The sequence below is a fragment of the Maribacter sp. MS6 genome, assembly GCF_056839185.1.
Genome location: NZ_CM166389.1, coordinates 2,774,695 through 2,788,746, shown reverse-complemented (window position 1 = coordinate 2,788,746; position 14,052 = coordinate 2,774,695). Strand labels below are relative to the sequence as shown.

Sequence of the window (14,052 nt, the reverse complement as noted above, 5' to 3'; positions counted from 1 at the left end):
TTGGGCACTGTGGGCTTTACTCATCCCGCAAACTTCTTACAGGATTCTGCATTGCGGCACTTATTGTTCTGCTCCCAACAGTGAAGAAAGCAATTACAATCGCCACTAGTCCGGCCACTGCAAAAAACCAGATGTTTAATTCTATCCTATTCTCATAATTCTCTAACCATTCCCTTAAAAACCACCAAGCAATGGGAGTTGCAATCACGAACGAAATTAAAACCAATTGTAAAAAATCTTTGGTCAACAGCACCGTAATAGATGAAACACTGGCTCCCAATACCTTTCGAACGCCAATCTCTTTAGTACGCTGCGCAACAATTAACAAGGACATGGCAAATAAACCTATACAACTCAATGCAATTGCGATAATGGAACCACTAGTTATCATGGTTGCCATATTTTTTTCTCTTCTAAATGTATTGTCAATATTTTCATCTAAAAATGAACCTAAAAATTCTGCGTTAGGTTCTATCTGCTTCCATGCGTTTTCCACCGCATCAAAAGAGCTTGCCATATTTAATGGAGCTACCTTCACAAAAACATAATACAGACCAGATTCTCTATCCAAGAAAAAAGTTAGTGGTTCAATTGATTTTGAAATATCCTGGAAATTATAATCTTTTACCACACCTATGACAGGAGACCTAAGACTATCGCCCATAGGAAGGGACGCACTTAAAGGGTCTGCTTCCCCTAATTCCTTTGCCATGCTCTCGTTTATAATTACGGCTTGACTATCTCCCGGATAGTTTTTATTAAAACTTCTGCCTTGAACTAGTTCCAGACCCAAAGTTTCCAAATACTCATAATCAACCGTTAAAGCGTGGGTACGAACACCTCTCCCTTTATAATCAAAACCCCAGACGCTAGTAGACTGGCTGCCGTCCTTTCCTCTACCCAGATTATTATCGGAGGCCGAAACCCCAAGTATATCAGGGTTTCCTGCAAGTTTTTCCCTTAATAATTGAACCGCATCATAAGAGTTCTTTTTTCCATCTATTGGAAAAGAAAGCACCTGTTCTTTGTTGAATCCTAAATCCTTATTGCGCATATAATCTACCTGACCCCACAACACCAAGGTGCCACTTATCAACAAAATGGCGATTCCAAACTGAACGACCATTAGTACATTTCGAACTCGGTTACTGCCAGAGGTCTCCACTTTTCCTTTCAAAGATTGAATGGTACCCAAACGGCTTAATAATAGTGCGGGATAGCCCCCTACTATCAACGTAATTGCAAAAACCACCACTATAAATCCAATAATGACTGTAAATGAGCCCAACATATCAAAAGAAATATTGGTTCTGAATAGGGTTTTAAATTGGTCAATTAATAAAAAACTAAGTATACATCCTATGGCTACGGATACCAAAAAAACAAAGAGACTTTCGCTCCAAAACTGAAAGAATAGCTGCTTTTTCCGCGCTCCCAAGGTCTTTCGCATTCCTATTTCACGAAGACGCTGTGCACTTTTTGCTATACTCATATTGATGAAGTTGACACAAGCAATAAAAAGTATTAGCAAAGCAACCCCAAAAATTAGATAAGGTACCACACGGCTGACCTCTGCATATCCTTTTCTAAAACTTGTAAAATGAACGTCTTTAAACGGTAGTAATCCAATTTGAAAAAACTGGCCATCTTCATTTGGTATCGCCCCGTCGCGTTTTAACCGTTCCGAATTCTCCTTATAGTGCAACGCTGTAAGAGCCTGTGTATTTTTTTCGAATTGTTTGGGAGAAACACCAGGTTGTAATTGCATATAAACATAGTGATATTGTGCATTCCAAGTATTCATATTTTCGGCGTACCCGGCATGATTCTCAAAAGGAATCGCAATATCAAATTCTAGTGTATTTTGATTTTCATGGTTGCCTACCACAGCCGAAACGGTAAACGGTTCTTCTTTACCATCTATTAGAATACTGATAGTTTGCCCTATGGCTTCGGCTGCACCAAAAAGAGAATTGGCTGTATTTTCTGTTAGTACGACTGAATTTTTTAGTTGTAGCGGATTACTGGAATTACCCTTAAGTACCGGAAAGGAAAACATGTCAAAAAACGGAGCATCCAGCCAAACGGCATTGAGATTAAGCTCTTTCTGATTATAAATAGTCAACGCTTCTTCCTCCAGAAACCGCGTTATGTTTTCTACCCCAGGCACTTCCGTTTTCAAAGCACTGGCTAGCGGGGCAGGCTGACTCGTGGTAGCTTCGGATCCTTTTGGTGTCTGTACTAGCGTGTATACTTGATAAATACTATCGCCTTTCTCATGAAAGTTGTTATATCCTAAATCAAAAAAAGCTGCCATTGATAGCAAAATAGCAACCCCAAATGCGACGGAAAGACCTAGGACATTTATTAAAGTAAATGTTTTGTCTTTTGTTAGATTCCTCCAGGCAATTTTCAAATAATTCTTAAACATGGTGTTATGATTTTTGATTGCTATTTATTCGTCTCTTAGCGATTCTACCGGATTTGCAATCGCCGCTTGGAAGCTTTGCCAACTTACTGTTAGCATGGCGATCAAAAGTGCCGCTACCCCGGCGATGGCAAACACCCACCAACTTAGGGATGTTTTATAGGCAAAACCTTCCAGCCACTGATTCATCGCATACCAGGAGATAGGTACTGCCATGATAAATGCAACTCCCACCCATTTTACAAAGTCTTTGTTTAATAGGGCTAATACTTGAGGTATTGTTGCTCCATTTACCTTACGAATGCCTATCTCTTTTTTGCGTTGTACCACAGTGTAAGAGGTAAGACCAAACAACCCCATGGCGGCTATAAGTATTGCTAGAATAGTAAAAGTTTGAAAAGCAGCCCCAAAGGCTTTGTCCTCTTTATACTGAGCCTCGAATTTTTGATCCAAAAAAGTATAATTAAAAGTGCTTTTAGGAAAAATTCGTGTCCACTCCGATTTTATTTGTGCAATGGAAGTGTCAAAACCGGAGACCGAGGCAGCTGCCGGATTTAACTTGATCAACAGATTATTTACATCTTTTTGATATCGAATAACCATAGGCAAGATGGGACTCTTTAATCCAAAATGATAATAATCTTTGATTACTCCAGCAATTTTCCATTCGCTATATCCCCAAAATCCTATCGTTTTGTTTAACACCTCTTCTGCAGATGAAATACCCATGTTTTTAAGAAAAGTCTCATTTACAATGACCTGCCTATCCTGCCATTCTGCAGATGGCAGAAAGGTTCCGCCTGCCACAAAATTAATATCCATTAAATCAAAATATTCAGGTTGGACATGGTAGGTATAGAATAGCTTATCATCCTCCTCCCTGCCATCTGGTAGAATAAGACCTCGGGTAGACGATAGATTATCAAAGCTATCACCAGGATAAGTTTGTGCGATGGCAACCTTTTCTACAAAGGGTAACCTTTTAAGTTCACCTTCCAAAACCTTAAAATCACTGATCAACAACGAATCTGATTTCGTCGTGACGACCTCTCCCTTTAATGCAATAACCTGTTTAATATTGGTGCCAATAGGTTGACTTTCTAAAAAACTAATCTGCTTGGTTACTACAATAGTGCCGATTAAAAGCACAATCGTTGCTAAAAATTGGGTAACAAGCAGCCCTTTTCTAATCGCTAAACCCTGCGAAGATGTCTGTATTTTTCCTTTTAGCGCTTTGGCTGGGGAGTAACTACTTAATAAAACTGCTGGATATAAGCCTGCCAAGATCATGCCCAGTAAAATGAACATGAAATAGGGTGCTAGCTCAGCTATATTTGACAAACCTAGGCTAAGGTCCTTTTCTGTAATCAAATTATACAATGGAAGCAAGATGGCTACCAAGACCAAAGAAATTGAAATAGCGATGACATTTAATAAAATAGATTCTATTAAGGACTGAATAACCAATTGTGATTTTTGCGCTCCGGACACCTTACGAATACCTGCCTCTTTTGCTCGCTCCATAGATTTTGTTGCGGAAAGATTTACATAATTTAGCCACGAAAGAATAAGAATAATAAAGGCAATGGCCATTAGAAATTTAATTCTGGTAACACTACCGTTTGCCGAAACTTCATATGGTTTGTCCGAATAGAGATGAATCTCTTCAAGTGGCTCAATATTGTGCCTTTCTTCTTCATCTTCTTCAATATCGCTATCCATTATTTTCTGGCGTAGTAGTACGGGGTTCGCATTGGGGTCTATTTTCAAAAAAGTATAATAGTTATTTGCATTCCAGTTTAATTCATGCGCTCTTGGACCATATTCTGTCCATGTTTTTTCCGTTTCGTATGCTATTAAATATGTATTTCTATAATGGGCAGTTTTTGGCATATCGGCCATTACCCCCGTTACGGTAAGGATTGCTTTTTCTCCATCTCTATAGGCCGAAATTGTTTTTTGCATTGGATCTTCAGCACCAAATAATTTTTGTGCAAAAGATTCTGATAGCACAATAGAATAAGGTTGGGATAGGACATCTTTCTTTTCCCCTTTAAGTAGCGGATAGTTAAAAATATCAAAGTAGCTTGGGTCTGCCAAGGAGCCTAACGGCTGCTCTAGTATTCTATCTCCTAATTGAAAGGTCATCTTTTCAAAATAGAACAAGCGAACATAATCCAACACTTCAGGGAATTCCTTCTGTAAGGAAGGCCCAGTTAAATTATAGGTTTGGGCGTCTCCCGCAACAAACTCGTTGCCCTCTAGATAATCCATATAGGCTCGGTAGACATTTTCTGACCCTTCAAATTTATCATAGCTCTGTTCGTAATTAACATAGAGCATAATGAGTACAAATGAAGCGATACCAATAGCCAACCCAAAAATATTGATGAAAGAATAGAGTTTATTCTTCAATAAATAGCGTGTTGCAATTTTTAGGAATAGTTTGTACATGTATTGGTTTTAAGCGGTTTTGGGTTACACTCCCTCTATTGTAAAACCTATTTTCGTGCCAGACACACAATGCACACACTATCAAATAGTTATATTTATATTCTAAAAAGAAACACCAAATAAGTGTCCAATATTTAGACAGTATTTGTATAGGATTTTTACATTATTCTTAAGTAGCTCTCTTTTTTAGATGGGAGATTGACTTCCTACTCCGTACGCAAACTCTTCACAGGATTTACGATAGCCGCTTTAATCGCTTGGTAACTTACCGTTACCAAAGCTATAGCTAAGGCTAAAATCCCAGCTAGAGCAAAGGTCCACCAAGAAATTGTAATCCTATAGGCAAAATCCTCGAGCCATTTGCTCATAAAATACCAGGATACTGGAACTGCCAATACTATAGAAATGAGTACGAGCCTTAAAAAGTCCTTGGATAACAAGGTAGTGATACTTTGAACCGATGCACCCAGCACTTTTCGAATACCGATTTCCTTAATTCTGTTTTCTGCCATGTAACTGGCCAGGCCAAAAAGGCCAAGGCAAGAAATAAATATTGTCATAAGCGTAAATAGGTTCACAAGCGTGCCGGTCTGTTTTTCACTATTAAACTTCTTGGCATATGCTTGATCCACAAACTCATATTCGAAGGTATATTCAGGATTAAACTTTCCGAAAATAACCTCGGAAGCTGCCAAGGCATCCTCCGTTTTTAATTCGCTATTGAATTTAATGTGTACTACATTGAACCAAGCATTTGCTCCCTCTATAACCATAGGCTGCACTTTTTGAAATGGGGAATCCATTACAAAATCCTTAACCACGCCGATAACGTGCCAATCCGTGCCATTGTCTTTGATCATCTCGCCAATGGGTTCTTCAAAATTCATAAGGGACACGGCAGATTCGTTTAAAATGATGGCAGTAGAATCGGTCGGATGTTTTGCGAGGTCAAAATCCCTACCCGAAATCAAATCTAACCCAAAGGTTTTTACCACGGCATCATCCGCAGGCAGTCTATAGACCAGTATTTTATTGTCTTCCTGTTTTCCTTTCCATTCTAATCCCCATGAATTACTCCACGTTTGGGTAATGGGCGAACCGGTTTTGGTTACCGATTCCGCAGTGCCTGTTGCCAATAATTCTTCTTTTATCAGAGTGTAGTTTTTCTCCATATCGCCCTCAATCATGGTATAGACAAGATTATTTTTTGAGTATCCTGTTTGCCGGTCTTGCACGCGTTGTAGTTGTTGGCCTATAATAATACTTGAGGTAATCAAAATAATAGCGGCAGAAAACTGTAGGACTACCAAAACTTTTCGAGGGGTAATCGCCGTATTCATTTTCTTAAAAGTTCCCTTAAGAACAGCGGACGGTTTAAAACCGGAAAGATATAAGGCAGGATAACTACCCGCTATAATGCCTGTGAGTAAAACAATCGCCAAGGCAGACAACCAAAATCCGGTATTGGTCATATTCAACGATAAGGGTTTCTCTATTAACTCCCCAAAAGTTGGTAAAAGGAGTACTAAGAACAATAAGGCCAATAGGGCAGCCAGAAACGAAATTAAAATAGACTCTCCCAAAAACTGACCAACAAGCGCCCCTTTTCTTGCACCCACCACCTTTCGAATACCTACCTCTTTTGCCCTTTTTTCGCTTCGGGCCGTACTTAGGTTCATAAAATTGATACACGCGATTACTAAAATAATGAAAGCGATAATGCCGAACATACGAATCAAATCGATACGTCCGCCCACTTCCTTACCGTTCTCAAACTCCGAGTACAACCAATACCGTGACCAAGGATATAAAAAAGTGACCATGTCGGGAGATTCCTTATCATAAGCCTCTCGCAAGGTTTTTATTTTGGCCGAAAAGTTATCGTAATCCGTACTTTCTTTTAAAAGGACATAGGTAGCAATAGCGTTGTTTCCCCAATTTTCATCGTCCCAGCCTTTTTGATGAATATAGGCCCAGGGAATCAAGAATTCAAAATTAAATCCTGTATTGTTGGGAAGGTCTTTTAAAACTCCAGAAACGATAAAACTATCTTGGTTGTCGACTTTGACCATTTGCCCAACAGCGGGTTCATCTCCGAACAATTTTTTGGCAAATGACTCGGTAATCACAACAGAATTGACATCTTCCAACACTGTTGATTTATCGCCTTCCACTAATGGAAATGTGAAGATGTTCAGGAATTCCGGATCGATAACGGTGCCTGTAGACTTCAATCGCTTCTCGTCCTTTGCAAAAAGAAATTCTATATCGTAGAAGTAGCGTGTCACGCTTTCCACTTCCGGATAGTCCTTTTTGATGGTTGGTGCCATAATCTTGGGTGTAGAGTTCCACGTCCACAATTCCCCATCCATTTGAGCTTGGTTATAGACTTGATAAATACGGTTCTTTTTCTCATGAAACTGATCAATCCCCATTTCAAAATTGATCCATATCAAAATCAAGCCAGTTACTGCCAAACCTATGGATAGACCCGCAATATTCAATAGCGAAAAACTCTTGTTGCGAATCAAATTTCGCCAAGCGATTTTTAGATAGTTTTTAAGCATGATTTTTGTTGTTTGATTGATGCATTTACTACTCTGTTCGTAAGCTCTTGACGGGATTTTTCTGTGCAGCATTTAATGCTACGGCTCCTACCAAAATGGATGTCCCGAGGAAAGTTATCAAGCCAACGATTAAAAATACCAGCTGATGAATTTCAATCTTATAGGCAAAATTGGACAGCCATTGTTCACTTCCATAAAAGGCAATGGGCCAGCTTATTAATAATGCGATTGTTATAAAAAATACATATTCCCTTACCGTAGATTTAATTATATGAAATTCAGACGCACCCAATACTTTTCGTATCCCAATTTCCTTTGTTCTAGCGATGACCAAAAATACGGTTATCCCAATAATGCCCATGGATGCCAGGATTATAGCTAAAATGTTCATCCAAAAAATAAGATTCACCGTTTGCTTATCTTGGGTATAAAGATTTGAAATGTTCTGACTTAAAAACGCGGTTTCCAAAGGCAAAACATCATTGATACCCTCATGTACCGTCGCTATCTCATCCATTACCATATCCGTTTTACTTGGGTCAAATGAAATAATACTTACCCCAGCCATACGAACATTTGGGGAAAGCGTTATAAAATAAGGCTCCACCCTTTCCCGTAAAGAAAAAATATTTACATCTTCAAATATTCCGCCAATTACAAAAGGAAAGCCTACCTGCCCATCTTCAGAAGTATATTCGGGTTCGGTAATTACTGTGGTGCCTATAAGTTCTTCTACCGATACATTTTTAACCTTAGCAAATTTTTCTGCTGCCGTCCTATTTATAATTGTTTTTCTACTAGTAATATCCTCTTGGGTAATACTACTCTGTATACCATAAGCCTTTAGCGCTTCATAGTCCAAGTATAATTGATTGGCATCATCGAAAACTTCACCGACGCCTTTTAATTTGTAGGTAGTTTGATTAAAAGTACCTATACCAAAAGTAGAACCATTGCCAACATGGTCTATCCACGGAACCTGTCTTAATCGTTCTTGAAAAATATCCTGTTTTTCAGATGATGTATACGCATACAATACACCTTCCTTTTTGTAGCCCACGTCCTTGTTTTCTATAAATTCCATTTGCTGTAATACAAAATAAGAAACCGATGAAATGGATATCAAAATGACAAACTGGCTTACAATTAGATACTTTCGTATAGAAAAATGCTCAAAACGATTATCCTTTAACTTTTGATTAAAAAGATTCAAGGCATTCTTTGTTGAAAGGAATACGGCAGGGGCAATGCTAGCCAATATTCCTAATGTCGTTGCGAGTACAACTATTAAAACGAAAGTCATTGGATTGTCCCAAAGATTAGCGCTTAAATTCACACTCATTAAGGTATTAAAAGATGGTATTATCAATACCAACAATACGGCTAAAATAGGAATAGCCAATAACGACAAAAGAATGCCTTCCAACACAAACTGTCTTGCTACCGCGAAACTCTTTGCGCCCATTGCTTTTTTAATTCCTATAGACTTTCCTTGTTTGGATTTAATGGCTAGAGTGAAATTGGCATAATTGAACAATGTAATGATCAGTATAAAAACGGCAAAGCCTCCTATTAAATACATAAAGGAATAATTTCCAGGTGTCTTTAGCTCGTAAAGTATATTGGATTTTAGGTGAATATCCTCCAATGGCTGTAAGAAATGCTCTTTGTAGAGAGGATCCTTCACTACCGAGGGATTTATCGAAGCCATATCTTGGTTCATCCGTTGCTGTACTTCCTTATAGTTGATATTATCGGCAATGCCCATGTATACCCTACTACCCCAATACGCTATTCTTGGATTGCTGATGGCTATAGAAAAGTCGAAATGCGAATTCATTGGAACATCTTCAATAATAGCGGCAACGCTATAACTTTCTTCACCAATAGTAATAGCATCACCAATAATATCCGATGAATTCTCCATAGCATCGCCAAATATTTTTAATGCTGAAGATTTGGTCAACAGTACTTTATTGAAATCAGTTCCAAAATCAGAAAGACTACCTATTAAAGGTTTCCACGTAAAAATTGATGCGAATTCTTGGGGAGTATTGGTGGTTAAAAATCCTTTTTCCTGTACCCGATTTCCCTGCCATTCTATAAATTCCAGATTATCGGAGGTAATGAACTGTGCCACATTTTCAACTCCGGGAATTTTATTGAAACCGTTTACTACATTGAGTTGCTTTTCGTCAGCATCATTTTCAAAGCCTAAAACACTATAGTCTTGTGAACGATACGTCCACCCCACCCTGTAAATATTTTCTGAATTTTCATGAAATTGGTCGTAACTCCTTTCAAAATCGATATACCCAATAGCCACGAATGCAACAAAAAGCCCAGCTACAAGACTTAATAAATTAAAAAGAGTAAAAAATCGATTTCTAAAGAAACCTCTAAACGCGATTTTTAAACTTGTACTTAGCATATTTTATTTTTAAACGAATTATAACCTTTCAATTACATATTACTCTGTCCGCAAACTCTTCACAGGATTTACGGTAGCCGATTTTATTGCCTGTACACTCAAGGTCAGCGACGTAATCAAAAGTGCTATTACCCCGGCTAGTGCGAACATCCACCATTGTATGGATATACTGTAGGCAAAACTACCCAGCCATGCATTCATCATATACCAAGCTATGGGGAAAGCGACCAATGCTGCAATACCCACCAGAATAATATAATCTCTGGATAACAATACCACTATTTTTAGCACCCCAGCACCTAAGACCTTGCGTATACCTATTTCCTTAATTCTCCTTTTTGCCATGAAGGAAATGAGTCCGAACATTCCCAAACAAGAAATGAAAATGGTTAAAAGTGCAACGATATTTACTGTTTTCAGCATGCCTTCTATCAAGCGGTATTGTCCACTTACTTTTTCTGTCAGAAAACTTTGGGCAAAGGTTTTTCTAGAATCAATTTTAGCAAAGGCAGCTGCAATGATATCTTGTACCCCTTTTTCCTGTCCTTCTATCACACGGACGGATAGGTAGCGATGCGCCGCCAACTCTTTTTCGTCGGTGTAATAGTGTACCAAAGGTTCTACAACATTCTGCAAGTCTTGATAGTGAAAATCTTCCATGACCCCAACAATCCGATGACCCTTAGAATCACTGTTTTTCCCGTTAAGTCGCTTTCCTTCTATGGAGTTCCATCCAAAAGCTTCCATTGCGCTGCGATTTATAATCACAGAGCGTTCCTCTCCATTGTCCAAGGCGCTGTCAAAATCCCTACCTTCCACGATAGGAATGTTAAGCGTTTTAAGGTAGCCATCATCGGTATAAGAGCGACGAATGCGCACATCGGTATCGGTGTTTGGATCGTAGAAACTGGTATAGTTAAAATAATAATCAGATGGTACGGCCTGACTCGTACTGACATTGGTTACATACGGATTCGCTTTTAAATCGTCCAGCAGGGCATTGAAACCAGAGTTGGCAGCATCCAAATCTTTATAATCCAAATCGATATTCCCCACGATGACATTTTCGCGTTCAAAACCCAGGTCAGCCTTTTTCATAAACCCTATTTGCTGGTTTAAAATAATTGCGATACATATAAAAAGAATGGCGATCGAAAACTGAAGAATGATAAAAGCATTTTTAAAGAAAAAATTTCCTTTTGCACTATCTATTTTACCCTTAATACCTTGGGAAACAGGTAGCGATACAAATCGTAAAGTAGGCAATACACCCACCACAAGGGTCACTGCTATACCTAGAGCAATAGCGCCCAAGACCACAGGGTAATCATCTGCAAAGCTAAAATTTATCTTGCCAAAATCGGCACCAAAGACACCGTTCAATTGAGGCAATAAAACGCCAAGAAAGAGTCCTCCAGAAATTAGTATGGACAACAAAACTAAAATACCATTTTCCAGACAAAACTGAGTGACGACACCCTTGCTACTACCACCCAATATTTTTCGTACCGCGATATCCTTAGTTCTTCTGAACATGGTTGAGGTATTCAAATTCAATAAGTTGACCAGTACTAAAAGCAACACAAAAAAAGATGTTGCTATGTTGCCGCCAATAATGATGCTAACAACAGGTATGGCATCCGTCCTCATTTTTGAGTGTGGCATTAGTTCCATTCGCGAAATAACCGAAGGGTCGGAATAGTTATCCTGAACCAATTTGTTAATTCTACTTTCTAATTGAGCAATATCGGCATCTGGTCGCAATTTTAGAAATATCGGCGAAAAACTATCGCCCCAATTCACTTGTCGTTTAAACCCAGGGTTATCTCTTAATAAGGTATTCGGTAGTAAAACACCCAGTCTAAAAGAAGAATAGGGACTTATAGGTTCCAAAACACCCGTTATCGTAAGGCTTAGGGTATCTGCAGCTATCAGGGATTTCCCAACCGGATTCGCATCTCCAAATAATTGTTGGCTTACCTTGTCTGTTAAAACAATAGAATACTTTTCCTTTAATGCGGTACTTTGATTTCCATGTTTTAATGGCAATCCAAAAACATCAAAAAACTCAGGATCAGCATAATTCGTCTCGTTCTGAAATTCTTTATCATCTACTTCCAACCAAACATTACCCCATCCATGTAAATGGGTTCCAGCTTCTACTTCTGGAGAGGTACTACTAATTTTATTGAGCAACGGATAAGCGACCTCCATGTAGTCGTTGCCATCCGTAAGATGGGTTTTAACGTAGTAAATTTGCTCTTGTTCCACGATATTATCATCGGCAATATAATACGCGTATGTGGAGAACATAAGCGTTAACACACTTCCTATTCCAATACTCAGCCCCAGAAGATTTAAAAAGGAGAGCATTCTATTCTTCCAGAGGTTACGAAACGATAATCTTAAGTGATTCAGTAGCATCAGTATGTTCTTTTACAATTACCTAAATTGAACTTTCATGTGTCTCAGATGGCTTCAATAACTAGGAAATCCATTAATTTGTATTAACTACATATTTAGTTTGCATACGTAGGGTGCTTTTGTCCATCAGCTAGAAATCGATCTTCATGCCATATTCATAAACATCTGTAAACATGATATTTAAGTCCAATTTATTTTAAGTTTTATATTTTATTGTAAAAATTATGGACAGTTTTTGTAAAATAATTTTACAATCTATAAATGCTCTTTCCGGCTAGTTAATTCTGATGATCAGAAAATCTGATATAAAACTAGCTTTAACTTTCAAACATCAAACTCAAATCTCTAAAACGCGTTCATAAGCTAAATTCTAGTGAACATTGTTTACTGTACATTTGCGAAGAGAGAAAATTAGTTCATAGAACGCTAAACTTGTTTAGAATTACCAAAGTAACCAGCTTATGAAAGGCACAAATGATTTTTACGAGCGGTTACCGAAACATTCTGGGTTTTTGCATAACATCATTTCCCAATTGCACCTATTCCAATTAGTTCCAAACGACTGGTTTGTTGTAGTGGCAGATGTACAAGACAGCACGCAAGCCGTTGTAAATGGATTTCATAATGAAGTAAATCTTGCCGCCACAGGAAGCATCATTGCAGTACTTAATGAAATTAAAAGCCAGCCAAGAACATACAAAATTGCCTACTTCTTTGGTGGTGATGGCGCTACATTTTTAGTTCCTTCTGAAATAATAGAACGTGTAAGCACTATACTTGAAGACTATCGCACCCATGTAAGTGAAAATCTTTATTTGAATTTGCGTGTGGGACATATGAAGATTAATGATGTCGTACTAACAGGGCATACCATTGCAGTTGCAAAACATCAACTTACAGAATACCTTACCATACCCATAGTATTAGGTACCGGACTAAAGTATGCAGAACAAGTGATAAAGGACTCATTTGTACTAAAAACAACTAGTAAAGTACCCGCAACTCCGGTTAATCTTATGGGTATGGAGTGCCGATGGGATGAAGTAAAACCTAGTGAAAATGTCAACAAAATAGTATGCTTACTCATATCCTGTGATGATGATGGAGCCCAACCTGCAGTGTATTCTGATGTTCTGATGAAGATTCAAGAAATATTTGGCACAATGGATGAAAGACAGCCCATATCCAAAACAAAACTAAAACTAGACGCTTCTGTTTCCAAATTACGAAAGGAAATGACTGCCCGTATAGGAAAGTTTAAATTAGGTTATCTTCTAAGGAATTGGTTCTATACTTATTTGGGTACCTTTTATTTCAAATATTTTAAAGAGGGTAAACGATACTTGGACAAAATAAGCCTACTATCGGATACCCTCATGATAGATGGTACTATAAACACTGTTTTAGAGGGTAGCACCTCTGAAATTGAGGCTTTAAGGGAGTACTTGGATATGGCTGAGCGTGATGGAAAACTAAGCTACGGAATACACGTCACCTACGCATCGGTGATGAGTTGCTATGTGCAAGACCGTAAGGACAAACACATCCATTTTGTAGATGGGACTGAAGGGGGTTATACATCTGCAGCGCTTATGCTAAAAAAGAAAAAGAAGCTTTTTAAAAATCAAAATTCATGAAGATGTAGATATAAGTACTCAACATCAATTTACGGTTTCTATTTCGCATGATGAATACCCCACTTAGACCTTATATACTTCTAAAAGCCCGCCGAACAGTCCATGGGCTTC

At 38.4% G+C, this 14,052-nt stretch carries 6 protein-coding genes; 1 reads left to right on the top strand and 5 read right to left on the bottom strand.

Features of this window, described 5'->3' with window-relative positions; genetic code table 11:
- Positions 1 to 16: 16 nt before the first annotated feature.
- From MS6x_RS12250 to MS6x_RS12230, 5 genes are all read right to left on the bottom strand, one after another.
- Positions 17 to 2,431, bottom strand: a complete 2,415-nt coding sequence (locus tag MS6x_RS12250; protein ID WP_482602434.1) for an ABC transporter permease — start codon at positions 2,429 to 2,431, stop codon at positions 17 to 19.
- A gap of 24 nt (positions 2,432 to 2,455) precedes the next feature.
- On the bottom strand, positions 2,456 to 4,882 hold the full coding sequence (locus tag MS6x_RS12245) for an ABC transporter permease (RefSeq protein ID WP_482602432.1): 2,427 nt from the start codon (positions 4,880 to 4,882) through the stop codon (positions 2,456 to 2,458).
- A gap of 206 nt (positions 4,883 to 5,088) precedes the next feature.
- Complete coding sequence (locus MS6x_RS12240; RefSeq protein ID WP_482602430.1) at positions 5,089 to 7,449, bottom strand: ABC transporter permease; 2,361 nt, start codon at positions 7,447 to 7,449, stop codon at positions 5,089 to 5,091.
- Positions 7,450 to 7,477: 28 nt separating this feature from the next.
- Positions 7,478 to 9,880: an ABC transporter permease gene (locus MS6x_RS12235; protein ID WP_482602428.1), complete on the bottom strand. Its 2,403-nt coding sequence runs from the start codon at positions 9,878 to 9,880 to the stop codon at positions 7,478 to 7,480.
- Between the two features lie 39 nt (positions 9,881 to 9,919).
- Positions 9,920 to 12,304, bottom strand: coding sequence for an ABC transporter permease (locus MS6x_RS12230; RefSeq protein WP_482602426.1), 2,385 nt, complete (start codon positions 12,302 to 12,304; stop codon positions 9,920 to 9,922).
- Between the two features lie 461 nt (positions 12,305 to 12,765).
- Between MS6x_RS12230 and MS6x_RS12225 the strand changes: the two genes are divergently transcribed.
- The gene (locus tag MS6x_RS12225; protein ID WP_482602424.1) at positions 12,766 to 13,941 is read left to right on the top strand and encodes a DUF3095 family protein; all 1,176 of its coding nucleotides are present in this window, start codon (positions 12,766 to 12,768) and stop codon (positions 13,939 to 13,941) included.
- Positions 13,942 to 14,052: the final 111 nt, after the last annotated feature.